Source organism: Methylocella sp. (assembly GCF_041905455.1).
Lineage (GTDB): Bacteria > Pseudomonadota > Alphaproteobacteria > Rhizobiales > Beijerinckiaceae > Methylocapsa.
Genome location: NZ_JAYRLA010000014.1, coordinates 40,208 through 64,639, shown reverse-complemented (window position 1 = coordinate 64,639; position 24,432 = coordinate 40,208). Strand labels below are relative to the sequence as shown.

Below are 24,432 nucleotides of genomic sequence, written 5' to 3'. Positions count from 1 at the left end.
GGCGGGCGTCGAAAGCCCGCCGTCGCGGCGGGAGGCGACGGACGCGCTCCCACCGCTGATTTCGTCGCGGTAGGAGTCATCAGCCTTTCGCGGGCGGTTTCGGGGGAACTCCATCCCCATCATCGCTCAGGGTGCGGGAAATCGCGCCAAACCGCAAGGCTGGAGCTCCGCGGCGCTCGCGCGCGGCTTGAGCTCAGGCTTCGCGGTAGTCGAGCAGCACGAGGCCGATGAGCGCGAAGCAGACCGGCCAGATCCAGCCGGCGATGCGCGCGGCCCTTCCCTCGAGGCGCAGCTCGAGCCAGCGCGCGAAGGCGGCGACGAGGCCGAGCAGCGCCATCGGCGTGTGGCTGAGCTCGATCAGAAGCTCCTCCTTGACGTTGCCGATCGAGTGCGAGTGAGCGAGCAGCATGACGCTCGCCGCCGCCGTCGCCAGCGGAAAGAACAGCGCCGCCTCGCCGCCGTCGGCGCCGCGCGCGCGCACGCGCCATTCATAAAGGCCGAAGAGGGCGACCAGCGCGATGACGACGCGGTGCTGCGCGACCTCCGGGTCGCGCATCGATTCGAAGAAGCCGATCGGCCCGAGCGGCCAGGCCTGCTCGTCGGCGCGCACGAACAGGAAGGCGGCCATCAGCACGAACAGAAGCGGCCAATGCCGCGCCCATCGGCCAGACGGGAAGCGCTCGACCATGGCGAGGACGCCGATGACGAGCACGAAGACGCCGGCCCAATGGTGGTTGTACTCCGACCAGGCGACGTCGGCGGCGTTGCGCGGCAGGGGCGGGCTTTCGCCCGGGACGAAGGCGCGCGGGGCGCTCGTCGCCTCGCCCCGCGCCGCCTCGGCGTCGAGCCGGCGCTGCAGCTGCGAGATGGTGAGGGCGTCGTGGTCGGGGCTCGTCAGACGGGGCGGGCGCGGCGCGTAGCGTTCGACGATCTCGCTGAAAGCGAGCCGGTCCTGCGTGAGGTCGACGCTCGGGGGCAGCGAGGTGACCGAGGCCGCGGCGGCGATGGCGGCGAGGCCGAGGCCGATCTCGACCTCGGCGAATCGCCTGAGCCGCAGGATCGGCGTCGACGGATCGCGCCGCAGGCGTTCGACCAGAAGGTAGTTGGCGCCGCCCAGCGCCAGCAGCATCAGGAGAATGACGATCTTGGTCGCGATCATCACGCCGTAGGCGGTGCCGTAGAACGCCTCGGGCGAGCCGACATAGGCGACCGCCATGACGACGCCGGAGAGGACGATCGCGGCGACGCTCGCCATCGCCATGAGCGAGTAGCGGCGGCCGACGAGGCGCCAGTCCGTTCCCTTGCGGCATTCTTGAAGGGCGACGAGGAGATAGGGGAGGCCGCCGATCCAGACGGCGGCGCCGAGCATGTGCAGCGGATCGGCGACGAGGAGGGCCGGGCTCGGATCGGCCCGGCTCGCCGCATGGGTGAGCATCGTCTGGCTCGCCAGCGTCGCCGCGCCGAGGGCGGCGAGCGCGGCGGCGCGGGCGGGGCTCCACGCGCCGCCGCAAAGGAGCGCGATGAGCAGGGCCGCCGCGATCAGGGCGAAATCGGCGCGCGCGAAGTCGGCGCCGAGGGCCTCCATCCAGCTTTCGCCGGCTGCGGCGACGAGCGTCGCCGCGTTCAGGGTCAGCGAGCAGGCGACGAAAGCCGAAAAGCACAGCGCGCTGACGCGGATGAGCCGCCGGCTGCGCGGCCCGACGCGCGTCGCGTCGGCGGAGAGCCGCGGCGCGAGCGGCGCGAGCAGCAGCGTCATGAAGGCGAGGCCGCCGAGCATGAAGGATTGCGCCGACAGGATCAGGCCGCGCAGGACGACGGACAGAAATCCGAAGATGTCGACGAACAGGGACATGGCGGGCTGCGTCGCGGCTACTTCACGGTGAACGGAATCTCGCCGTGGGTGATGTGGCCGTCGACGCTGAGGACCTGCCAGCGCAGCTTCCAGACGCCTGGCGCGAGCGGCGTCGCGGCGGCGTTGAGTCCGTCGGCGGGCGAATCCGCCTCGAGCGCGAGCGGGACTTCCGCGCCGTCGGGCCCGACGAGGACGAGTTTCGAGCGCGCGTGGTCGACGCGGCTGTTGAAATGGAGGCGCACGGGCGTTCCCGCCGCGGAAACGCTGGAGCCGGCGGCCGGGACCGCGTCGGCGACCACGGCGTGGGCGAAGGCGCCCGGCGCCGCCGAAAGGGCGGCGAGCAGCGCCGCGGCCGGCGCGGAGAACCTGAGTTTCATGGGCGTGTCCCCTGTCTCGAATTGCGCGAATCAGTCCGCCGGGCCTCGGCGCGGCCGCCCGACCTCGCGAGTTTGCCTTCGGACGCGGCGAGCGAACAGGCTCTTGCGCAAATTTGCGACGCGTCAGGCGATCGGCAGATAGCCGCAGACGAATTCGAACGGCCGTTCGATTCGCGCCTTGGTCAGCCGCAGCCGCGCGCCAGCTCCCTCGACCGCGCCGTTGAGGCAGATCAGCTTCTCGACTTCGAACAGCGCGTCCCTGTGCGGGGTCGTCCAGCCCTCGACGAGCGAGAGCGCGCGCCGCTTGGCCAGGGCTGCGTCCGGCGCGACGACGAGGACGTTCCTGTGCAGCTCCTCGAAGGCGCGCGGGTCGTAGCCGCCGAGATTGACGAAGAACAGGCGGAGGCCGCCTTCGGCGCCCGCCTCGGAGCCTGGCCCCGGTTCGACGGCGACGTCGTGGCCGTCGGCCTGACGCACCTCGCCCCAGCAGTCGACGTGCAGGCTCTTCGGATCCCCCCACCATTGCCGGCGCAGATCCGCGTGACAGGCTTCGGGCGCGTCGCCGATCGCAAAGCGCACGTCGTGCAGCTCGACGTTGGCGCCTCGGCATGAGCCGCCGACATAGAACATGAACAGCTTCACGACGCCTCCGAAGACTCCGCGCGCGCTTGACGGCGAGGCTCGGCGGCGGCGCCTCGCCCCGGGCCTCTTATCGCATCGTCCGGGCCGCTGCGACATGGCCCCTGCGGGGTCTGCGCGGCGCGGCGCCGCGGGGCTTCGCCGGCCGGTCGCCTCGCCCTCCCGGCCATTGCCATATTGTCCCGTCCGAAATGGAACACATGCTCCTTTTGCTCCTAAAGGCGTGGTGCTTAATACCTCGGCGCGTGATGGGACGGCGTAGGGGCCCAAGGCATCGCTCCACCGATCAGCGCATAACCAATAAGGCCGCATCCGGCCGTAGACGACGAGCTAGCCACATCGTTGGCGCAGCCTCGCGCGGGCAGGAAATCAGGGAAGGCGAGCATGCTCAAACTGTTGACTTCCGTATCTGTCGCCGCGCTCGTTTCCATCGCGGGAACGGGCATGAGTCTCGCCAACGACAAGTTGAACGAGCTGTCGAAGAGCGACGACAACTGGGTGATGCCCGGCAAGAACTACCATTCCGACAACTATAGCAAGCTCAACCAGGTCAATAAGGACAACGTGAAGCGGCTGCGGCCGGCCTGGTCGTTCTCGACCGGCGTGCTCAACGGCCATGAGGGCGCCCCCCTCGTCGTCGACGGCAAGATGTACATCTCGTCGCCGTTCCCGAACACGACCTTCGCGCTCGGCCTCGACGATCCGGGCCGGATCCTGTGGCAGGCCAAGCCGAAGCAGAATCCGGCGGCCCGCGCCGTCGCCTGCTGCGACGTCGTCAACCGCGGCCTCGCCTACTGGCCCGGCGACGGCAAGACGCCTCCGCTGATTCTCCGCACCTTGCTCGACGGCCACATCGAGGCGCTCAACGCCAACACCGGCGAGACCTACTGGAAGATGGAGAACTCCGACATCAAGGTCGGATCGACGCTGACCGTCGCCCCGTATGTGGTGAAGGACTTGGTGCTCGTCGGCTCCTCGGGCGCCGAGCTCGGCGTGCGCGGCTATGTGACCGGCTACGACGTGCGCACCGGCGAGCAGAAATGGCGCGCCTATGCGACCGGCCCGGACAAGGATCTGCTGCTCGCCGACGACTTCAACATCAAGAATCCCCATTACGGCCAGAAGGGCCTCGGCACCGCGACCTGGGAAGGCGACGCCTGGAAGATCGGCGGCGGCACCAACTGGGGCTGGTACGCCTTCGATCCGGACACCAACATGATCTACTTCGGCACCGGCAATCCGGCGCCGTGGAACGAGACCATGCGTCCGGGCGACAACAAGTGGACGATGACCATCTTCGGCCGCGACGTCGACACCGGCCAGGCGCATTTCGGCTATCAGAAGACGCCCCATGACGAGTGGGACTTCGCCGGCGTCAACGTCATGATGCTCTCGGAGCAGAAGGACAAGGACGGCAAGCTGCGCAAGCTGCTGACCCATCCCGACCGCAACGGCATCGTCTACACGCTCGATCGCACCAACGGCGATCTTGTCAGCGCCAACAAGCTCGACGACACCGTCAACGTCTTCAAGGAAGTCAACCTGAAGTCCGGAACGCCCGTGCGCGACCCGGAATTCGGCACCAGGATGGACCATCTGGCGCGCGACGTGTGCCCGTCGGCCATGGGCTACCACAACCAGGGCCATGACTCCTACGATCCGCAGCGCCAGCTGTTCTATATGGGCATCAACCACATCTGCATGGATTGGGAGCCCTTCATGCTGCCCTACCGCGCCGGGCAGTTCTTCGTCGGCGCGACGCTCAACATGTATCCCGGGCCGAAGGGCGATCGGCAGAACTATGAGGGCCTCGGCCAGGTCAAGGCTTACAACGCCATCACCGGCGACTTCAAATGGGAGAAGATGGAGCGCTTCGCCGTTTGGGGCGGCACGCTCGCCACGGCCGGCGACGTCGTCTTCTACGGCACGCTCGACGGCTTCATCAAGGCGCGCAACAGCGACACCGGCGAGCTGCTGTGGAAGTTCAAGCTGCCCTCCGGCGTGATCGGCTACCCGATCACCTACACTCATAACGGCACGCAGTTCGTCGCCATCAACTACGGCGTCGGCGGCTGGCCGGGAGTGGGCCTGGTGTTCGACCTGCAGGATCCGACCGCCGGCCTCGGCGCCGTCGGCGCCTTCAAGAAGCTCGCCAACTACACGCAGATGGGCGGCGGCGTGATGGTGTTCTCGCTCGACGGCAAGGGCCCCTACGACGATCCGAACGTCGGCGAATTCGCCTCGGCCAAGTAAGCTCGGACGTTTGGGGCCGCCGCCTTGGACCTTCGGGAGGCGCGCCGCGCCTCCCCGCCCCGACTTGAAGCTTCGCGGCGTCCCGCTCGCCGCGAAAGCTCGGAGCGGAACGCCGGTTTCCGGACCAGCCTTTCGGCTTCCGCTCCGCCTTTTTCTTCCGGCGAGGACATCGACGATGGGCCCAATGTTTTTCTCCCTGCTGTCCGCGGCGCTGCTCGCGTGCGTCGGCGCGGCGGGCGCGGCGCAGGCCGAAGACGCCAAGGACCTGCGCATCTGCGCAGCCCAGAACGATCCGCCGTTTTCGATCAGGGACGGCTCGGGATTCGAGAACCGCATAGGGGTCGCGCTGGCCGACGCGATGGGCCGCAAACCCGTCTTCGTGTGGTCGGACAAACCCTCGATCTATCTGGTGCGCGACTATCTCGACAAGAAGCTCTGCGACGTCGTCATCGGCCTCGACAAGGGCGACGAACGGGTGGCGACCAGCGCCCCCTATTACCGTTCGTCCTATGTTTTCCTGACGCGCGCCGACCACAACCTCGACGTCGCTTCGTGGAACGACCCGCGCATCGCCGAGGTCGGCCACGTCGTCGTCGGCTTCGGCACGCCGGGCGAGGCGATGCTCAAGGAAAAGGGCCTCTACGAAGACAACATGGCCTATCTCTATTCGCTCGTCGACTTCAAGGCGCCGCGCAATCAGTACACCCAAATACCGCCCGCGCGCATCGTCGAGGAGGTCGTCTCCGGCCGGGCCGGGCTCGGCGTCGCGTTCGGTCCCGAAGTCGCCCGCTACGTCAAGGCGTCGGCCGCGCCGTTGCGGATGACCGTCGTCACGAATGACGCCGTCCGGGCCGACGGGACGAAGATCGGGCAGCATTTCGACCAGTCGGTCGGCGTCCGCAAGGACGACGCGGAGCTCCTGCAGGAAGTCGACGCGGGGCTCGTCAAGGCGCGGGACCAGATCCTCGCCATTCTGCGCCAGGAGGGCGTCACGCTCCTCGACGGAGGCATGTGACGCCAACGCTCCTCTGGACTTTCCTCACGGCATGGGACGACACATGAAGTTTGCAGATTTCCGCCGGAACGTCGCGTTCGGCCTCCTTGCGGCCTCGCTCGGCGCGGGCGCCGTCGCGCAGACCACGACTCTCGATCTGCGCAGCACCGTCACCGGCGAACCGCTCTCTCTCGCCGACGCTCTCCCGGAAGGACGCGACACGCCGGGCGTCAAGCTGTTCCTCACGACGGGACGCAACCCCTACAACAATGACAAGTCCTGCCTCGCCAAAGGCTCCTCGCTATTTCTGACCGCCTGCTCGGGCTGTCACGGACATCTCGGCGAGGGCAAGATCGGCCCAGGCCTGAACGACGACTACTGGACCTATCCGAAGAACATGCACGACCAGGGCCTGTTCGAAACGATCTTCGGCGGCGCGCAGGCGCAGATGGGGCCGCACAGCGGCGACCTGACGCTCGACGAGCTTCTGCAGGTCATGGCCTGGGTCCGCTACCTCTACAAGGACGGCGTCGGCGGCGCGGTCTGGCTGTCGGACGAGCAGAAGAAGACTTTCAAGGCCTACAACCACGACGAGCCTCCGATTCCGGAGGATTCGCCCGGCATGTGCAACAAGGCGACTGAGGCCGCTGCGACTGAGGCCGCGACGGCCGCCATCAAGAAGCAGATGGCGATCGACGCCAGCAAGCCGGCGGAATGAGGATTTGAAGAGATACGCGGACGGCGCGCCCGGGGCCGTCGTCCGCGTTCGGCGCCGGGGCGCCCAAACAGATCGCGCCTGGCGCGAGGATAAGGCAGGAGGAAACAATGTTCAAAAAAATCGCCTTCACGCTTCCGGCCTTGGCCGTGGGCGCTTTCATTGTCGCGGCGTCGGCGCCGGCTTTCGCCTATGACGGCCAGACCTGCGTCGCGCCCGGCAACTGCTGGGAGCCGAAGCCGGGCTTCCCGGCCAAGATCGCCGGCACGAAATTCGATCCGAAGCACGATCCCAAGGAGCTCGCCAAGCAGGGCGACTCGATCGTCGCCATGGAGGCGCGCAACGCCAAGCGCGTCGAGGCCTTCAAGAAGAACGGCAAGTTCGTCTACGAGGTCGACAAGATCGCCAACTGAAGTCAGGGCCTTCGCGTCCTGCGCGCCGCCGCGTCGAATCCGTTGCGGCGGCGCGGCTGAGTCCAGACGGCCGACAGCCGAAAGCGACGAATCCTCATGCTCAATTCCGCCCCGTCCCTCGCCGACGCGCGACGCTCGGCGCAAGCGATCTGCGACGCGGTCGGCGGCGTGGTGCTCGGGCAGGAGCGGGCGATCTTCCTGCTTGCGATCTCGGTGTTCGCGCGCGGCCATGTTCTGCTCGAGGGCGACGTCGGCTCGGGCAAGACGACCTTGCTGCGCGCTTTCGCCAGAGCCGTCGGCGGCCCGTTCGAGCGCATCGAGGGCGCCATCGACCTCGCGCCCGGCGACCTTCTCTACAACGCTTACGTCGACGAGGACGGGCGCCCGCGCGTCGAGGCCGGACCGGCGCTGCGGCGCGGCGAAGACCTTGCGATATTCTTCTTCAACGAGATCAACAGGGCGCGCCCGCAGGCGCACGCGCTGCTGTTGCGCGTGATGGCGGAGCGCAAGGTCCGCGCGTTCAATCGCGACTACGCCTTTCCGCATCTGCAGGTCTTCGCCGACCGCAACCGCGTCGAACGCGAGGAGACCTTCGAATTGCCGGCGGCTGCGCGCGACCGCTTCTTTATGGAGATCGCCATCGCCGCGCCTTCGGACGCCGCGATCCGCCGCAGACTCATCTTCGACGCGCGCTTTCACGACGTCGACGCCCTGATCGAGGCGATCCCCGAGGGAATCGTCGACTACCGCAGCCTTGAGGGAATCGCCGCGGCGATCCAGCGCGAGGTGCGCGCGAGCGACGCGATCGAAGCCTATGTCGCCTCGCTCGCGCAGGCGGTCGTCGATCCCGTCTCGCTCGCAATCGCCATCGACGGCGTCGACATGAAGCGGCTTGTCCTTGGCGGCGGCAGTCCGCGCGGCCTCAGCTATCTCGTGCGCGCGGCGCGCGTGCGCGCCTTCCTCGCCGGCCGCGACTACCTGACGCCCGAGGACGTCCGCGACGTGTTCGCGCCGACCATGGCGCATCGCATCTTCCTCGACCCCGTCTATGAGCTGCGCCGCGAGCCGCTCGTGGCCGAGCTGTGCCGCCGCGCCTTCGAAGTCGTTCCGGCGCCGTGACGATGGCCTCGAGCGACGACGCGCTCATCGCCTACCGCCCGCGCTTCAGGCCGCGCGGCGGAATGCCGGGCGCGCATTTGAGCCACGACGCCGGCGGGCTCGGTTATTTCCGCGACCATGCGCCCTTCGCCGAGCGGCCCGAGCCGCGCCACATCGACCTGCGCGCGACTCTCAAGGATCCGTTCGGCCGCCTCCAGGTGCGCCGCTACGAGCCGCCGGGCTCGATCGACGTCTACGCCCTCGTCGACCTTTCCGCCTCGCTCGGCTTTTCGGGCTTCGGCCAGCCCTTCGCCCTGGCGCGCCGCCTCTGCGTGGAGCTCGCGCGCGCGGCCGGCCGCTACGGCGACGCCTTCGGGGTGGCCGGCGCCGACGCGCGCCCGCGTCCCGACTTCCATATCCGCGCGACGCGCCGGCGCGGCCTCGAACTGGAGGTCGGCGCGCTGTTCGACGCCTTCTCGCCGCGCGGGGCGGGAAGCGAGGGGCTTGAAGCGGCGGCGGCGAGCCTCGCCGGCCGGCGCAAGCTGGTCTTTTTGCTGTCCGACTTTCAGTTTCCGCTCGACCGCGTCGACGCGCTGATGGAGGCCCTCGCCGGACATGACGTGATTCCCGTCGTCCTGCGCGATTCCGCGAGCGAGGGCGGGTTGCCCAACTTCGGCCTCATCGCCCTGCGCGACCTCGAGACCGGCGCGGAGCAGGTCGTCTTCATGCGCCCCTCGCTGCGGCGGCGCTGGCTCGAGGAGGCGCGCGCGAGAGAGATCGAGCTCGACCGGCTGTTCCTGCGCCACGGCCGCGCCGCCGTGCGCGTGACCGACCGCCTCGACGTCGAAGACCTCTCCCGTGCGCTTCTGGAGCGCTGAGGGGATGCGGCGGGGCGGCGCGCTCCTTTTCGCGCTCGCGGCGCTGGCGGCGGCCGCGAGCGCGGCAAAGGCGCAGATCGTCTCGATCGAACGCGCCGAGCCGCGTCCGTTCGGCCATTTCCTCGGCGACACGCTCGACTTCGACATCCTCGTCGAGGTCGATCCGGCCTACCGGCTCGACCTCGCCTCGGCGCCGCAGCCGGGGCCGGTGACCTATTGGCTCGACCTGCGCAGCGTCAGGATCGACGACGAGGGCGGCTCGCCGCGCCGCGTGCGGCTGCGCCTCGACTACCAGAATTTCTACGCCGCGCTCGATGCGAGGCAGATGGTCGTTCCGGGCTTCGACCTGACCTTCCGCTCCGGCGACAAGACGGCGCTCGCGCAGGTCGCGCCGTTCTCTTTCGTCATTTCGTCGCTGCGCGAGGCGCAGCCCGACGCCTCTGATCCAGACGCCTTGCTGCGCCCCGATCCACCCGCGCCGCGCAAGGATCTCGCGCCGCTGCGCCGCGCCTTCGGCGGATGCCTCGCGCTCGCGTCGCTGGCGCTCGGCCTCGTCGCCTTCGACCGCGCCTGGCCGCCGTTCCAGAAGCGGCCGGCCCGTCCCTTCGCGCAGGCCGCCCGACGCCTCGCGCGGGAGAACGGAGCGCAGGCTGATCCCGCCGCGTTCAAGGTCATGCATCAGGCGATGGACGCGGCCTCGGGCGGCCGGCTGCTTGAGGAGGACCTTGGCGGCTTTCTTGAAAGACGCCCGGAATTTTCCGACGAACGGGCCGCGTTCGAGCGCTTCTTCGACGCCTCGCGCCGGATGTTCTACGCCGGCGGCGAGGCCGCCCGAAACCTCTTCGGCCTCGACGAGCTGCGCGCCTTCGCGCGTCGCCTCGCGGCGATCGAGCGGGGAGCGAAATGAGCGACTTCTTCGCCCGCCCCGGCGCATTGTGGCTGCTGCCGCTCGCCCTGCTGCCGCTCGTCCTCCCGCTGCTGCGCCGGCGCGCCTATCCGTCTCTCGCCGGCGCGCCGCGGGACCTCGCCTCGCGGCTCGTTTCGGCGGCGATCCGTCTCGCCGGCGTCGGCGCGATCGGCGCCTGCGCGCTGGCGCTCGCCGGACCGCGCGGTGGCGGCGAGGTGGCGACGCGCGTCGGCAAGGGCGCCGAGACGGTGATTCTCGTCGACCGCAGCGCCAGCATGAACGACACTTTCGCCGGGCGCGAGCCTGACGGATCGGAAGAGTCGAAGACGCGCACCGCGCGCCGTGTGCTGCAGGACTATCTGCGCGGACGCCCGCACGACCGCTTCGGCCTGATCGGCTTCTCGACCTCGCCGATCCCGATGCTGCCGCTGACCGACCACGCCGACGCGGCCGCGGCGGCCGTCGCCGCGCTCGACCGGCCGGCGCTCGCCTACACCGACATCGGGCGCGGCCTCGCGGCCGCCCTCTCGATGCTGGAGCAGGACGCGCGTCAGGCCCGCGTGTTGCTGCTCGTCTCGGACGGCGCGGCGGTGATCGACAGCAAGATGCAGGATCGCCTGCGCATGGCTTTCGCGCGCATGCCGGTCAATCTCTACTGGCTGTTCCTGCGCAGCGCCGATTCGGCTGGCGTCTACGACAAGCCGAAGCCCGGCCAGGACACGCCGCAGGCCATGCCCGAACGTCATCTCGACCTCTTCTTCAAGAGCCTGCATGTGCCCTATCGCGCCTTCGAGGTCGAGAATCCGGGCGCGGTCGAGGCCGCCGTCGCCGAGATCGGACGGCTCGAGACGCGCCCGATCAGCTATTCCGAGCGCCTGCCGGCGCGCGACCTCACCGGCGTCGCCGCCGGCGTCTCGCTCGCCTGCGCGCTGCTGCTCGTCGGCGCGAAGCTCGTCGAGACGGAGCTCGCGGGCGCGAAAGCGGAGACGGGGGCGTGAGGCCGGCCTTTTCCCTTTCCGCCTTGCGCGCCGGGCTTGCGGCGACGGCGCGGCGGGCGCGCTCGCCGCTCCTGATCGCGTTGCTGCTTTGCGCCCTCGCCGCGACGCTCTATTTCGCCGCGCGATGGATCTCGGCGGCCGCCGCTAACCGCCAGATCGAGGCGCTCGAAGCGGGACGCGACGTCGCCGTCGCGCCGACGGCGCCGGACGAGCTCGTGCTGGCGCGCGTCCTGTTCCTCGCCTCGCGCGGCGAAATCGACGCGGCGCAACCGCTCGTCGACGCGCTCGAGCGGCGCGGCTCGCGCTTTGGCGCGCAGGCGCGGCTCGCGCTCGGCGACGCCCGCCTGCGCCGCGCCTTCGCCCTGCTCGAGGCGAGCAAGCTCGAGGAGGCCGGACCCTTCGTCAATCTCGCGCGCGCGGACTATCGCGCGGCGCTGACCCGCGAGCCGGAGCTGTGGGACGCGCGCTTCAATCTTGACGTCGCCTCGCGGCTCGTGCGCGACTTTCCCGCCTTCGAGGAGACGCGCGGCGACGAGGCGCCGAAGAAAGAACGCCTCTGGTCGGACGCGCCCGGGCGACCCAAGGGGCTGCCATGAGGACGCTGGCGTGACGAGGCGCGCATGAGCCTCGCGGCGGGATTTTCGCAGTTCTTCGCGCCCGCTCGGGCCTCGCGCCGGCGCGCCTTCGGCGACCCGCGCTTCTGGCTTCTCGTCTGCGCCTGCCTTGCGCTTCTCCTGAGCTTTCCGCCGCTGCGGCGCGTTGCGACGACCAATGGCGTGACCCTGCTCGCCATCGTCGACGTGACGACCAGCATGAACGTGCGCGACTACGAGCGCGGCGGCGCGGCGACGTCGCGCATGGACGCCGTCAAGGCCGCGCTGCGCGAGACGTTCCCGCGCCTGCCCTGCCCGGCGCGCGTCGGGCTCGGCGTCTTCACCGAGCGGCGTCCGTTCCTGCTGTTCGAGCCGATCGACGTCTGCGAGAGCTTCGCCGCCGTGGACGGCGCCGTCGCCGCGCTCGACTGGCGCATGGCCTGGGAGGGCGACAGCCGCATCGCCGCGGGCCTGTTCCGCTCCATCGACCTCGCCCAGAGCCTCGACGCCGACCTCGTCTTCTTCACCGACGGGCAGGAGGCGCCGCCGCTGCCGGCCTCGGGCGGCCCGGCCTTCGATGGCGATCCGGCCAAGTCCCACGGCGTCATCATGGGCGTCGGCGGCCTCCAGCTCTCGCCTATCCCCAAATATGACGACGACGGCCGCGAGATCGGTTTTCTCGCGATGGGCGACGTGACGCAGGAGAACCGCTCGGGGCCGCCGCCGGCCGACGCCGAGAGCCGCGAGGGCTACAATCCGCGCAACGCCCCCTTCGGCGCGGCCGCGGCGGAAGGCGACGAGCATCTATCGTCCCTGCGCGAGCCCTATCTGCGCATGCTGGCCAAGGAGACCGGCCTCTCCTACGCCCGCTTCACCGACGCCGCCTCGCTTGAATCGGCGATCCTTTCCGCGAGCCGGCCGCGACCTGCGTCCGAGCCGCAGGACCTGCGCCCGCTCGCCCTCGGACTCGCACTCGCTCTGCTCGTCCTCTCCTACGCCGTCCCTGCGACGGCCCGCTTCCTTCCCTCCCTGCGCCGGAGCGCCTGACCTGATGAAACACGCCTTTTTTCCCGCCCTCGTCTCCCTCGTCTTCGTCGCGCTCGCCGGTCCCGCCGGCGCGCATGGCCCGACGCCGCAGAAGGTCGAACAGACCATCGCCATCGCGGCGACGCCCGAAAAGGTGTGGAGCGTCCTCAAGTCCTACGGCGACGTCGCGAGCTGGAATCCGCTCGTCGCCTCGAGCAAGTCGAGCGACGGCGACAAGGCCGGCGCGACCCGCGCCCTCGTCCTGAAGAAGGGCGGCGAGATCAACGAGGATCTCGACGAATACGACGCCGCGGCGATGAGCTATTCCTATCGCCTGAAGGACCCCAACCTCGACGCGCTGCCGGTGAGCTTCTATTCCGCGACGATCGACGTGAAGCCTTCGCCGGAGGGCGCGCTCGTCGAATGGTTCGGCCGTTTCTACCGCGGCGACACCAGCAATTTCCCGCCGGACGAACTCAACGACGAGGCCGCCGTCAACGCCATGAACGCCTTCATGAAGACCGGCCTCGAGGGGCTGAAGGCCAAGGTTGAGGGCAAGGCGCCCTAGGCGCTTCGCGCCGCGTCGGCCTCGCGGAAGGGCGGAAGGACACACACATGCTGACGCGTCGCGCGGCGCTTTGCGGCTCGCTCGCGTTCTCTCTCGCGGGAGGGGGGGCGCGCGCCGCGCCGGAAGGCTTCGCGCTCTATGTCGCCGATCAGGACGGCAAGCGCATCCTCGTGATCGACATGGAGCGCGACGAGGTCGCCGACGCGCTGGCGCTGCCCTCAGGACCGGCCGCGCTCGCGCTCGCGCCCGACGGCGAGACCGTCTACGCGAGCATGCCCGAGACCGGAGAGATCGCCGCGCTCGACCTCGCGACCGGCAAGCTCCAGGCGCCGATCTATGTCGGCGGCGAGCCTTTCGGCCTCGCCGCCACGGCGGACGAGATTCTCGCCGGCGACTGGAGCGGGGCCGCGCTGCGTCGCGTGCGGCGCGCGGACGGCGAGCGGATCGGCGAGATCGCGGTCGGGCGCGCGCCGGCGCTGCTGCTCCTCGACGCGTCGCGCCGCCGTCTCTACGTCGTCGAGCGCGACGACGCCGCGGTCGGCGTCGTCGATCTCGACGCGATGAAGCGCGTCGCCGGGATCGGCGTCGGCGAGGGGCCGTTCCCGATCGCCGCCTCGCCCGCCGGGGCGCAGGTGTTCGTCGCCAGCGTGCGCGGCGGGACGGTGAGCGTCCTCGACGCCGCCTCCCTGACGCGAATCGGCGAGATCGCCTGCGGGCCGACGCCTTACGGCCTCGCCGCCGCGCCGGACGGCGCCGCCCTGCTCGTCGTCAGCCAGCAGGGCGGGACGCTCTCGCGCGTGCCGACGGGACGGCTCGAAAAGACCCGCGCGATCCGCGTCGGACGCTATCCCGAAGGCGTCGTCGTCGCGCCGCATCTGCCCAAGGCCTATGTCATGAACTGGTTTTCCGGCGACGTTTCGGTGATCGACCTGCAGTCCTTCGAGGAAGTCAGGCGCTTCAGGACCGGGGGAGGGCCGCGCGCCGGCCTCTGCGCGAAGGCGCGGACGTGAGCCGCGCCCTCGCGCTCCTCGCCGCGCTCGCGCTCGCGGCGCCGCTCGCCTCCTGCGACGCGCCGCCGGAGCCCGAGCGCCGCAAGCTCCCGGCGCAGGAGCGGCTCGAGGCGCCGGACTGGCTCCCGGCCGGAACCAGGATCGACCCGGCCTGGTGGCTGGCGAGCCGCCGCATCGGCGGGCCGGCGCCGAAGGACGACAAGATGATCGAGATTTATCGCAATTTTCTCGTCCAGGGCGAGCGGCAGTTCCACGAGGAGCAGCGGATGATCGCCAACCGCACGGTCCAGACCGCCCAGGCGCTCGCCGACCATGGGATTTCCGAGACCTACGACTCTCTTCTCGACGGTTTCACGAGCCTCGCCGACTTCACCGGCGGCAAGCTGCTCTATGGCCAGATTTGCCAACATTACCTCAATCTGAGAGAGAGGGGCGAAACGCGGGGCGCGGCGCTCGAGGAGCTGCGCCGGGCCTATCCGCATGCGCATTGACGCCCGCCTCGCGCGCTCGTCCGCCGCCGCTCCGTTTTTCGACAGGAGGCTCTCCATCGCAGGCTCGCCAAGATGGGCGCCCTCGCTGCGCGCGCAGCTGATCGCCGGCTTCGTGGTCATCGACCTCCTCGCCGCTCTCGTGTGCGCGGCGGTGGTGATCGCCAAGGCGCGCCGCGCCGCCGTCGTCGAGATGGAGGGGTCGATGCGCCTCGCCGAAACGCTCGTCGCCGAGACGGTCCGCGCCAACGAGCCGCATACGCCGTCCGACGTGCTGCTCGCCGCCCTCGCCCAGCAGCTCGGCTTCGTGCGGCACGTCCGCTTCTCGATCTATGACGAGGAGGGCCGCGCGGTCGGCGGGCTGCGCGCCAGGGACGACGTCGTCGAGCGCGAGCCCGCGCCGGACTGGTTCATGGCGCTCGTCGCGCCGTCGCCCGAACGGCGCGCCGTGCCGATCATCGCGCATCGCCACAAGATCGGCGTCGCGCAGATCATCGGCGCGCCGCAAGACGAAGTCGCCGAGGTCTGGGAGGACACGACGGCGCTCGCGACCATCGCGCTCGTCGCCAATCTGCTCGTCATCGCGACCCTCTATGTCGCCTTCGGCCGCATCCTCGAGCCGCTGACGCGGCTCGCGAGCGGCTTCGACGACCTCGAACAGGGCGAATTCTCGACGCGGATCAAGGCGCCGGGGACGCGCGAGTTCGCCGAGATCGTCAACCGCTTCAACCATCTCGCGGAGACGCTCGGCGAGGCGAACGCCGAAAACAGGAGGCTCAATCAGCGCCTCGTGGGCCTGCAGGACGAGGAGCGCCGGGCCATCGCGCTCGATCTGCACGACGAATTCGGCCCATGCTTCTTCGGCGTGAGCGCATGCCTGCGCGCCCTCAAGGCCGACCTTCCGGCGGACGACGCGCGCGCCATGGAGCAGCTCAAGGCCATGGAGGAGATCCTCGACCGCATGCGGATCGCCAATCGCGCGCTGCTGCACAGCCTGCGGCCGATGGCCATGGGCCATGTTCCGCTGAAAGAGATCATGACTTTGCTGGTCGCCGATTTTTCCAGGCTCAACCCGCAAATCTCCATGGATCTCGACGCGCAGGGCCTGGCGCCGAGCTACGGCGAGGCGATCGACCTGACCGTCTATCGCTGCGTCCAGGAAAGCCTCACCAACGCGATCCGCCATTCCGGCGCCGCCGCCGTGCGCATCCGCCTGCGCGAGACGGGCGCGAGCGGGGCGCGCGAGCTTTCGCTCGTCGTCGAGGACGAAGGAAGGGGCGTGGGGCGCGACGCCCATGAGGGCTTCGGCCTCAAGGGCATGCGGGAGAGGATCGGCGCGCTCGGCGGCTCGTGGTCGATCGGCGAGCGGCCGGGCGGCGGCGCCCTCCTGCGCATGAGCCTCCCGCTCGACGCAAGGCGCGCGGCGCCTGCGCAAAGCCGCGCCGCGGCCGGCGCCGGCCGGACATACGCATCATGAAATCCGCCCTCATCGTCGAAGATCATCCGATGCTCATGGAGGCGTCCCGCCGCCTGCTCGAGGAATGCGGCGCCTCGACCGTCGCCGCGGCCGGCGACGTGGTCTCCGCCTACCGCCTGTTTCACAGAATGAAGCCCGAGCTCGTCGTCGTCGACCTCGTGCTGAAGAGCGCCGGCCTCGCCGGCCTCGACCTCATCCGCCGCATGCGCCGGCGCGACCCCGCCGTGCGCATCCTCATCTTCAGCATGCACGCCGATCCGGTCATCATCAGCCGCGCGCTCGAGGCGGGCGCCGTCGGCTATGTGGTGAAGGACGCCGGCGTCGAGGAGTTCGTCGAGGCGGTCAAGACGGTGTGCGCGGGCAAGCCCTATCTCAGCGTCGCCGTCGCGACGCAGGTCGCCCTGCTCGGCGCGCATGCGGCCTCCCACCCGCTGTCCGAGCTGTCGCGGCGGGAGATCCAGATCCTGTCGCTGCTCGCGGCGGGCAAGTCCTACCGCGCGATCGCCGAAGAGATGAGCGTCAGCTACAAGACGGTGGTCAACGTGACCTCCCTCCTGCGCCGCAAGCTCGGCGTCGGCAGCCTCGCCGAGCTCATCGCCGCCGCCGTGCGCAACCTGAAATAGCGCGCGCGGCCGCGGGAAAGCAGGAGAAGCGCGCGCCGGCCTGATAACCTCGGCGTCGGCCGGCGCTCCGCCGTCCCGTCACGCCCCGAGGCCCAATGCACGCTCTTTCCGCCGTCGATCCGCTGATCGCCCTCGGCGTCGCCGCCGCCACCGCCGCGACCGACGCCGTCTACGTCCAGTTCACCTCCGCCGTCGTCGCGCGCCGCCGCTTCGCCGCCGCGAACTGGTCGAGCCTGTGGTACCTGCTCTCGGCCTACGCCGTCATCAGCTACACCGACAACTGGGCCTATGTCGTCTTCGCGGCGGCGGGCTCGTGGATCGGCGGCTTCGTCTCGCTGAGCCTCTTGCGCGCGCCCGCCTCCGGGCCGGCGCCGCCGGGCTCGCCGCCCGAGTGAGAGGCGGCCGCCGCATTGCGCGGCGCGCGTCGTCCATGGCATGAGGAGGCGCGGGCGCGGCTCGCGAGCATCGAGGAGAAAGCGGAATGTCGACGGGGAACGGCGCGAGGACGGCGCAGCGCGGCGTCGAGAGCCTGTTCTTCGGCAGCCGCTGGCTGATGGCGCCCTTTCTCCTCGGCCTCATCCTCGGCCTGTGCGGGCTGCTCTATAAATTCGGCGTCAAGCTGTTCGACTTCCTGCTCGCGCTCAAGACGACCGACCAGTCGGGCATGCTCGTCGGCGTCCTGAGCCTCGTCGACTTTTCGCTGACCGGCAATCTGATCCTCATCGTCATCTGCTCGACCTACGAGAATTTCGTGCGGCCGATCAATCTCGCCGACCATCCCGACTGGCCGGAGGGGCTGGTGCAGATCGGCTTCGCCGGACTAAAACAGAAGCTCATCAGCTCGATCGTGGCGATCACCGCCGTCAACGTGCTCGAGCGCCTCCTGAAGATGAACGAGGACACCAACTTCACCGAGCTCGCCTGGGTGATCGGCTGCCTCATCGCCTTCGCCGCGACCATGGTGCTGCTCGCCGTCGCCGACCGGCTCGGCGCGAAGCATTGAGGCGCCCCCCGGCCCGGGCGCCGCGCTACTGCGCGACATAGACATAGGCGAGCGCCGCCCCCGCCGCCTCGCCCTGCGCCGCGGCCTGCGCGCCCGCCGCCTTCAAAGCCTCCCCGGCGGGGCCCGGCGCGCCCAGCGCAGGCAACGGCGCGGCGCTCGAGACGAGCAGCAGCAGCAGCGGCCGCCCGGCGGCTTTCGGCGTTCCCACGGCGAGGCGGAAATCGCCGCGGCGCCGCTCCTCGCCGATCTGCGGGACCGGCCGCAGCGCGCCCTCGTCGTCGATCAGAGCGGCCGCGACGACGCGCCCGGGAGGCGCGGCGAAGGTTCCGGTCAACGCCTCGCCGGCGCGCAGGAAGGGCGCGTCGAGGCTGACCTGCGGCGCGGGCGCGCCCGACGCCTTCGCCGCGCGGAAAAAATCCACCGCCGGACATTGCGCCGGCGCGGTCAGCACGGCCTTGACGTCGGCCTCGAAGCCGTTCGCGGCGCGGAACGCCGCGTTGAGCGCGCCGAAGGCGGGAAGGCTCGCGCCCGCCGCCTCGATCTGCGCCGCCGCGCCGCTCGCCTGCGCCGACAGCACGGCGAAGCAGGGCCCGCCGTCGTAGGCCTCGACGAAGGCGAGCGGATTTTTGGGCGCGGTCGGCTCTTTCTCCGGCGGCGCGACGGGCGCTCCCTGGGCGGGCGCCTCTTCGGTCGCCTCCTGTCGCGCCTCCTGTCGCGCCTCCTGCCGCGCCGCGGGCGGCGCCTTCGGCGCGTGCGCGAAAAACCACAGCACGGCGGCGAGGGCGAGCGCCGCGATCCCCGCCGCGGCGAGAAGCCGCGCGCGGGCGCGCGGGGCGGCCGCCGGGGTGGGCGGAGCGTCGAGCCTTACGCGCTCGAAGTCGGCGGCGACCTCCTCCATGGACTGCTGGCGCAGGCCGGGGTCGGGAGCGAGCATCCTCGCGATGACCGGCCTGAGGCGCGGATCGACGCCCGCAAGGTCCGGCACGGTCTTGCGCTTCTCGATGATCTCCACCTGCGTGCCGTTCATGTCGAGCGGCGCGCCGCGCAGCGCCTCGGCGAGGGTGAGGCCGAGGCTGTAGACGTCCGAGCGCGGGCCGACCTCGCCGCCGTAATGGCCGAGCTGCTCGGGCGAGGCGTAGTTGAGCTTGCCGGCGAAGCCGACGTCGATCAGCGTCGTGCCCGCCTGCGCCGAGCGGGCGATGCCGAAGTCGATGATCTTCGCCTCGTCGACGCCGCCCTCGGGAATGATGATGTTGTCGGGCGAGACGTCGCGGTGGACGATGTCGCGCCGGTGCGCCGCGCCGAGGCCCTGCGCGACGCGGATGGCGAGGCGCCGCGCCTCGCCGGGCGGCAGGCCTCCGCGCGCGAGCTTTTGCGACAGCGGCTCGCCTTCCACGAACTCCATGGCGAGATAGGCGCGCGCGAGCTCGGGATCGGCCGAGAACACGAAATAGCGCACGATCGCCTCGTGGTGGAGGCGGTGCAGCTTCGAGGCCTCGCTGCGGAACAGGGCGAGCGCGACCTCGCTGTCGGCGAGGTCGTCGCGGATCACCTTGATCGCGACGGGATCGCCCGTCTGGATGGCGTGGCCGCGGTAGATCTCGCCCATGCCGCCGCGCGTCAGCAGCGCGTCGATCTCATAGACGCCGTTGAGCCGCGCGCCCGGGCGCAGGATGTCGCCGCCCGACGTCGCGCCGGACCGCGGCGGGCGGCTTCCGACGCCCGTTCGCGTGCGCTCGTCTGCGTCCCGCCGCTCCATCGGGCCTCCCGTGAGCCTCCTGCGCCTGCGCCGGGCGGGGCGATCCCGCTATTTCGCCCCCAACAGCTCGACGTCGAAGATCAGCGTCGCGTTGGGCGGGATGACGCCGCCCGCGCCGCGCGCGCCATAGGCGAGGCCGGGCGGGATGATCAGCGTGCGCTTGCCGCCGACGCGCATCGTGGCGACGCCTTCGTCCCAGCCCTTGATGACCTCTCCCGCGCCCAGCGTGAAGACGAAGGGCGCGCCGCGGTCGACCGAGGAGTCGAATTTCGCGCCCTTCTTGCCGTCCTCATAGAGCCAGCCCGTGTAATGCACGCTGACCTTCTGGCCGGCCTTCGGCGCGGCGCCGGCTCCCTGCGCGACGTCGACCATGCGCAGGCCCGATGGAGCGACCGTCTCCTTGCCCGCGCCTTCTTGCGCGGCGGCGGGAGGAGGGGCCGCGGCGGCGAGGCCGAGGCCGGCGCCGAGCGCGAAGAGAAAGATGCGTGCCGCGAACATGAAGCCTCCCGTTTGAAGAGCGTTTCGCCCGCCGCCTTATCCCATCGACGCGGCGCCGCCGCCAGAAAAATCCCCTGTGAGGAAGCCGGCGAACAGGCTGGCGTCGGGCAGTCCCGACACGGCCAGCGCCAGCGGCCGGAAGCCCGCGCCGCCTTTCGTGCTCCAGAAGCTCATGGGCGCATAGGCGCGCGCCCAGTCGGCGCGCCGCAGCCGCGCGAACAGCTCCTGCGGGCCGTGGTCGTCGAGCGGCGCGGCGAGGCCGCCGCGCACGAAGACGACGGGCGCTCCGGCGGCTTCGACCGGCGCGAGCGTCGGGGGCGGCAGAAGGGAGAGCGCGGCGAGCGTGTCCTCGTAGCGCGCGCCCGGCGCGAGCGTTCCGACCAGCAGCTCCTCGGCGGCGGAGAGGAATTCCTCCTGCGCGGAAAATTCAGGCGGCGGGATCGCCCGCGCGCCTTCGGCGAGCGCGAAGAGAAGCAGCGGGAAATAGCGGCCGTCGGCGTCGATCGAGGGTGCGAAGGCGCCGAGCGTCGGAGCGCCGCAGATCGCCCCGCCGAGCCAGAAGCGCCAGACCGGCGCGGCGAGGAAGGCGGACCGCCAGCGCGCGCCGAGCGCGAGACGGCTCGCGCCGGCGCCGGCGTGCAGCCAGGGCTCGAGCGCGCCGAGGAGGGCGGGCGGCGCGTCATGGGCGACGAAGCCTGGTTTCGCCCTGATCTTGCCGATGAGGCCGAGACGCATCGCTAAAGATCGGCCGGGCAGCGGAATTCGCGCAGCGCCGGCAGGGCGAAGGGGTTCAGCGTCGCGCCCGAGCGCAGGCGATACTGCAGCTCGCGCCCGCCGACCACATAGGTGACGACGGTCTCGTCGCCCTGCGTCGCCGGCGCGCCGGCCTCGACGAGGCGGAACAGCGCCCAGGGGCCGCGCCGCTCGAGCATGGAGGGCTGCGCGCCCGGCTGGTCGGAGGTGACGATCACCGCCGCGCGGTTCGTCCCCGCGCCCGGCCACCCCGCGACGACCGGCGCCGAGGCGCCGGCGGGACTGATGATCGGCGTGCCGTTGAGGTCCATCTTGACGGTGACGACGGGCGCGGGCGCGGCCTGCGCGGCGCCGGGCGTCGGCGCCGGCGCGGCGGCGGGCGGGGCGACGGGTCCCGCCGGCGGCGTGACGGTCAGCGTCAGCGAAGGCGCGAGGCCGCCTTGCGCGAAAAAGGCGTCGCGGATCTGCGCCGCGCGCTGGAAATCCTTCAGCGACGCGCTGGAGCCCGCGAGCGCGCGTCCGACGTTGGTGTCGGCGCGGAAACTCCACGCCGGCTTCGAGGTGTCGACATAGCGGGCGAGCTGGCCGGAAAAGAAGCGGTCGATGATCCCCTGCGGCCCGAACAGGCGGCCGAAATCGGCGAGCGCCGCCTCGCGCTCGGATTTGACGAAGGGATAGCGGTTCGCCGTGATCTGCTGGCACACCCCCGTAACCTCGTCGCGCAGCGACCTGTTCAACGCTGCGCGAAAAGTGTTGGTGAGGTCGCTCTCGATATCCGAAGCGGCCTGTTGCAGCATGGCCGAGAAGGGGGCGGGCAGGCGGTTGGCGTTGGCGCGCAGCGCCGCCGTCTGCGTCTGGATCTGGGCGCCCGCCTGCGCCGCCTGCGCCGGATCGCCCGAAAGCAGCAGGTTGCGGTAGATCTCGCCGAGATTGTTGAGGATGAGGTCTATCGGCGAGCGTCCCGGGTCGCCGTCGACGAGCGCGCGATAGGCGGAAAACGCCTGCTCGACCTCGGCGCCCGGGACGACGCGGGTGGAGAACAGCGCCGCCTGCTTCGCGTCGTCCTTGCCGCCATCCTTGCCGCCGGCCGGCCGCTCGCGCGTAAGGGCCGTCTCGTCGCGGACGGAGACGATCAGCTGCTTCAGCGGCGAGGTCGGCGCCGAGGCCGCGGCGAGCGTCACATATTTCGGCTTGTCGGCGAGCAGGCGCTTCAGCTTCAGCCGGTCGAGCGCGGCGCGCCAGACGGCGACATAGTCCTTCGCGTAGCGGGCGAGGAGATCGTCGGAAAGGCTCTTGTACTGGTCCTCGACCGCCGCCTGCCGCCCGGCTTCCCCCAGCGCCCAGCGGTCGTCCTTCAGCTTCTGCGCGACGCTTCCGAGCTCATCGAGGAACAGCGCGTGGAAGCCCTCGTAGGTGTAGAAAGCCGGAATCTTCACGGTGTCGAGCGCCGCGCCCTGCGTCGCCTCGAACACGGCCGCCGCGTCCGGCCCGCCGGCGCGCGCCGCGCTCCACTCGGGAACGCCGGCGGCCGCGGCCTGCGCGCGCAAGAGCTCATAGGCCTGCTGCGCGACCGAGAGCCGCGCCAGCTCGCCCTGCGTCTGCGCGACGAGCGGGCCGTTGAGGCCGACGACGACCTCGCCGTTGAGGTCGAGCATCGCCGCGACATGCGCCTCGAGCGCGCGGCGCCCTTCCGCGTTGGCGGCGCCCGGATAGAGGTTCTCGGAGAAGTCGCGGGAGAGGTAGTTCATGACGAGGGCGCGGTCGGCCGGATGCAGCCCGCCCAGCGTCAGATAGACCTTCAGCGCCTCATAGAGGAAGCTCGGGTCGCCGCGGTTCGCCTCCATGCGCTCCTCGAGCCTGTAGACGAGGCGCGGGCGCAGCATCCGCTCGAGCGCCATGGCGTAGGCGCCGTTCGAGGCCGAGCGCAGCCGGTCGAGCTGGCTGAGGCCGAAGGTCGCGGAAAGCGGCGCCGGCTCGCCGCGCGTCTCGTAGCCCGCAGGCAGGTAGCGCAGCGCGTTGAGCGCCGGCAGGATCTTGGAAAGGTCGCGGTCGGAGATCTCGCTCTCGTCGGCGAGCGGCCCGGCTGCGGCGGCGAAGGCGGCCGCGCCTTCCTTCGTGCGGGCGATGAGGTCGGCGTTGCGGCGATAGCTGTTGAACCATGCGAGCGAGAGGCCGAGGCAGACGAGCGCCAGCGCGCCGATCGCGAGCCCTTTCAGCAGCCGCGCGCGCATCACGGCGGCGCGGTCGGTCGAGACCCAGGCGGCCTCGCCGATGATCACCTTGCCGAGAAGGTCCTTCAGGAAATAGCTCTGGCCGCGCCCCGAGAAGGCGTCGGCCGCCGCCGGCCGCGCGCCGAACTCGCGGGCGAGCGCGCCGATCAGCTGGTCGATCGGCGCCCCTTCCTGCGTGCCGGAGGTGAAGTAGAAGCCGCGCAGAGCGGCGTTGGCGTGGTAGCGCGTCGGCTCGAAGACGCGGCCGAGGAAATCGAGGACCGGCGTCTTCAGCGCCGCGACCTGCGCCGGGAAGCCATACAGCGACACGCGCGTCCCCGGCGCCGGCTCCTCCTGCAGCCGGTCGACGACGAGCTCGTTCAGCCGGGCGATCAGCGCGTCGTAATAGGCCGGCGCCTCGGCGACGAGGTTGGCGCGCCGGTCCGCGCTCTGGAAGGTCGCGCCGAACACCTGCGCGCGCGCGGCCTCGCCGAAGGAGGAGAAGAACTCCCGAAAGCCGGCGACGAGATCGGCCTTGGTGAACAGCGCATAGACCGGAAAGTCGATCTTCAGGCTCTCGTGCAGCTCGATGAGCCGCGCCCGCACCGCCTGCGCATGGGCCTCGAGCTCGGCTTCGTCGGCCGTCATGACGTCGGAGAGGGCGATCGCGACGATGACGCCGTTGATCGGCTGGCGCGGCCGGTTGGCCTTGAGCAGGTCGAGGAAGGCGCGCCAGCTTTTCCTGTCCGCCTCGGCGTTCGAGTCCTGCGTGGTGTAGCGGCCGGCGGTGTCGATCAGCACGGCGTCCTCGGCGAACCACCAGTCGCAGTAGCGCGTGCCGCCGAGTCCGGCGACGGCGGCCGGCGCGGCGCCCCGGCTCAGTGGGAACTTGAGCCCGGAATGGACGAGCGCCGTCGTCTTGCCGGCGCCGGGCGGGCCGATGATCACATACCAGGGCAGCTCGTAGAGATAGTCGCGCCCACCCCTGGAGGCCTTCTTCAGCGTCGCCAGCGCGTCCTTCATGCGCTCGGCCAGAACCTCGCCGTCGTCCTCCGCGCCCTGCTCCAGCCCTTTCTCGATCTCGGCGGCGGCCTTGCGCCGTCTCCAGAAGGACCAGCCGGCGACACCCGCCGCCGCGGCGACGAGGAGGACGACGACGATGTCGCGCACGATCGGATTCTCGAGCGGGCGGACGCCGCCGATCGAAACCATCGGCCCGGCGAGCCAGACGAGCGCGGCGATCGAGGCGAGGCCGAGCCCGGCGGCGACGATGCGGATGATCTCCTTCAGCGGCATCAGC

Annotated in this window: 24 protein-coding genes and 1 riboswitch; of the genes, 17 read left to right on the top strand and 7 right to left on the bottom strand. The window is 70.6% G+C overall.

The window, feature by feature from the left end; all coding sequences use genetic code 11:
* Positions 1-63: 63 nt before the first annotated feature.
* A riboswitch (Fluoride riboswitch) is annotated at positions 64-127 on the bottom strand.
* A 66-nt stretch (positions 128-193) separates the two neighbouring features.
* The 3 genes from ACE3OG_RS12460 to ACE3OG_RS12450 all read right to left on the bottom strand — a co-directional run bounded on the left by ACE3OG_RS12460 (position 194) and on the right by ACE3OG_RS12450 (position 2,871).
* Positions 194-1,852, bottom strand: a complete 1,659-nt coding sequence (locus ACE3OG_RS12460) for a copper resistance D family protein (RefSeq protein WP_374309106.1) — start codon at positions 1,850-1,852, stop codon at positions 194-196.
* Between the two features lie 17 nt (positions 1,853-1,869).
* Positions 1,870-2,229: a copper resistance CopC family protein gene (locus ACE3OG_RS12455; RefSeq protein WP_374309104.1), complete on the bottom strand. Its 360-nt coding sequence runs from the start codon at positions 2,227-2,229 to the stop codon at positions 1,870-1,872.
* A 123-nt stretch (positions 2,230-2,352) separates the two neighbouring features.
* The gene (locus ACE3OG_RS12450; protein ID WP_374309102.1) at positions 2,353-2,871 is read right to left on the bottom strand and encodes a DUF1543 domain-containing protein; all 519 of its coding nucleotides are present in this window, start codon (positions 2,869-2,871) and stop codon (positions 2,353-2,355) included.
* Positions 2,872-3,252: 381 nt separating this feature from the next.
* Between ACE3OG_RS12450 and ACE3OG_RS12445 the strand changes: the two genes are divergently transcribed.
* The 17 genes from ACE3OG_RS12445 (at position 3,253) to ACE3OG_RS12365 (ending at position 17,912) form a co-directional block, all read left to right on the top strand.
* Positions 3,253-5,121, top strand: a complete 1,869-nt coding sequence (locus ACE3OG_RS12445) for a methanol/ethanol family PQQ-dependent dehydrogenase (RefSeq protein WP_374309100.1) — start codon at positions 3,253-3,255, stop codon at positions 5,119-5,121.
* 175 nt (positions 5,122-5,296) lie between these two features.
* Positions 5,297-6,136: a methanol oxidation system protein MoxJ gene (gene moxJ / locus ACE3OG_RS12440; RefSeq protein WP_374309098.1), complete on the top strand. Its 840-nt coding sequence runs from the start codon at positions 5,297-5,299 to the stop codon at positions 6,134-6,136.
* Positions 6,137-6,179: 43 nt separating this feature from the next.
* Positions 6,180-6,833 (top strand): cytochrome c(L), periplasmic, encoded by a 654-nt coding sequence (gene moxG / locus ACE3OG_RS12435; RefSeq protein WP_374309096.1) that lies wholly within the window; start codon positions 6,180-6,182, stop codon positions 6,831-6,833.
* Between the two features lie 107 nt (positions 6,834-6,940).
* Entirely contained in the window at positions 6,941-7,243 is a 303-nt protein-coding gene (locus tag ACE3OG_RS12430) for a methanol dehydrogenase [cytochrome c] subunit (RefSeq protein WP_374309094.1), read from the top strand.
* 96 nt (positions 7,244-7,339) lie between these two features.
* Positions 7,340-8,362 carry an AAA family ATPase gene (locus ACE3OG_RS12425; RefSeq protein ID WP_374309092.1) on the top strand — a complete coding sequence of 341 codons (1,023 nt, stop codon included), beginning with the start codon at positions 7,340-7,342 and terminating at the stop codon, positions 8,360-8,362.
* Positions 8,363-8,364: 2 nt separating this feature from the next.
* The gene (locus ACE3OG_RS12420) at positions 8,365-9,219 is read left to right on the top strand and encodes a DUF58 domain-containing protein (RefSeq protein WP_374309090.1); all 855 of its coding nucleotides are present in this window, start codon (positions 8,365-8,367) and stop codon (positions 9,217-9,219) included.
* 4 nt (positions 9,220-9,223) lie between these two features.
* On the top strand, positions 9,224-10,126 hold the full coding sequence (locus ACE3OG_RS12415) for a nonribosomal peptide synthetase MxaA (protein ID WP_374309088.1): 903 nt from the start codon (positions 9,224-9,226) through the stop codon (positions 10,124-10,126).
* Positions 10,123-11,124 carry a vWA domain-containing protein gene (locus ACE3OG_RS12410; RefSeq protein WP_374309086.1) on the top strand — a complete coding sequence of 334 codons (1,002 nt, stop codon included), beginning with the start codon at positions 10,123-10,125 and terminating at the stop codon, positions 11,122-11,124. The genes ACE3OG_RS12415 and ACE3OG_RS12410 overlap by 4 nt, the downstream gene beginning before the upstream one ends.
* Positions 11,121-11,720 (top strand): hypothetical protein, encoded by a 600-nt coding sequence (locus ACE3OG_RS12405; protein ID WP_374309084.1) that lies wholly within the window; start codon positions 11,121-11,123, stop codon positions 11,718-11,720. Before ACE3OG_RS12410 ends, ACE3OG_RS12405 begins: the two co-directional genes overlap by 4 nt.
* A 24-nt stretch (positions 11,721-11,744) precedes the next feature.
* Positions 11,745-12,764 (top strand): VWA domain-containing protein, encoded by a 1,020-nt coding sequence (locus tag ACE3OG_RS12400; RefSeq protein WP_374309082.1) that lies wholly within the window; start codon positions 11,745-11,747, stop codon positions 12,762-12,764.
* A 4-nt stretch (positions 12,765-12,768) separates the two neighbouring features.
* A complete protein-coding gene (locus ACE3OG_RS12395) occupies positions 12,769-13,311 on the top strand; it encodes an SRPBCC family protein (protein ID WP_374309080.1) in 543 nt (180 codons plus the stop codon).
* A gap of 47 nt (positions 13,312-13,358) precedes the next feature.
* Positions 13,359-14,321, top strand: coding sequence for a YncE family protein (locus tag ACE3OG_RS12390; RefSeq protein WP_374309078.1), 963 nt, complete (start codon positions 13,359-13,361; stop codon positions 14,319-14,321).
* Positions 14,318-14,812, top strand: coding sequence for a hypothetical protein (locus tag ACE3OG_RS12385; RefSeq protein ID WP_374309076.1), 495 nt, complete (start codon positions 14,318-14,320; stop codon positions 14,810-14,812). The genes ACE3OG_RS12390 and ACE3OG_RS12385 overlap by 4 nt, the downstream gene beginning before the upstream one ends.
* Positions 14,802-16,286, top strand: a complete 1,485-nt coding sequence (locus ACE3OG_RS12380; RefSeq protein WP_374309074.1) for an ATP-binding protein — start codon at positions 14,802-14,804, stop codon at positions 16,284-16,286. Before ACE3OG_RS12385 ends, ACE3OG_RS12380 begins: the two co-directional genes overlap by 11 nt.
* Positions 16,283-16,909: a response regulator gene (locus tag ACE3OG_RS12375; protein ID WP_374309072.1), complete on the top strand. Its 627-nt coding sequence runs from the start codon at positions 16,283-16,285 to the stop codon at positions 16,907-16,909. Before ACE3OG_RS12380 ends, ACE3OG_RS12375 begins: the two co-directional genes overlap by 4 nt.
* A gap of 95 nt (positions 16,910-17,004) precedes the next feature.
* Complete coding sequence (locus ACE3OG_RS12370) at positions 17,005-17,304, top strand: hypothetical protein (RefSeq protein ID WP_374309070.1); 300 nt, start codon at positions 17,005-17,007, stop codon at positions 17,302-17,304.
* A gap of 86 nt (positions 17,305-17,390) precedes the next feature.
* Positions 17,391-17,912, top strand: a complete 522-nt coding sequence (locus ACE3OG_RS12365) for a YqhA family protein (protein WP_374309068.1) — start codon at positions 17,391-17,393, stop codon at positions 17,910-17,912.
* 25 nt (positions 17,913-17,937) lie between these two features.
* Here the strand turns inward: ACE3OG_RS12365 and ACE3OG_RS12360 are convergent, their stop codons facing one another.
* The 4 genes from ACE3OG_RS12360 to tssM are packed head-to-tail and all read right to left on the bottom strand — an operon-like array spanning position 17,938 to position 24,428.
* Complete coding sequence (locus ACE3OG_RS12360; protein WP_374309066.1) at positions 17,938-19,671, bottom strand: serine/threonine-protein kinase; 1,734 nt, start codon at positions 19,669-19,671, stop codon at positions 17,938-17,940.
* 48 nt (positions 19,672-19,719) lie between these two features.
* Positions 19,720-20,169 (bottom strand): FKBP-type peptidyl-prolyl cis-trans isomerase, encoded by a 450-nt coding sequence (locus ACE3OG_RS12355; protein WP_374309064.1) that lies wholly within the window; start codon positions 20,167-20,169, stop codon positions 19,720-19,722.
* A 36-nt stretch (positions 20,170-20,205) separates the two neighbouring features.
* Positions 20,206-20,904 carry a type VI secretion system-associated protein TagF gene (tagF, locus tag ACE3OG_RS12350; RefSeq protein WP_374309062.1) on the bottom strand — a complete coding sequence of 233 codons (699 nt, stop codon included), beginning with the start codon at positions 20,902-20,904 and terminating at the stop codon, positions 20,206-20,208.
* A gap of 2 nt (positions 20,905-20,906) precedes the next feature.
* Positions 20,907-24,428 (bottom strand): type VI secretion system membrane subunit TssM, encoded by a 3,522-nt coding sequence (gene tssM, locus ACE3OG_RS12345; protein WP_374309060.1) that lies wholly within the window; start codon positions 24,426-24,428, stop codon positions 20,907-20,909.
* Positions 24,429-24,432: the final 4 nt, after the last annotated feature.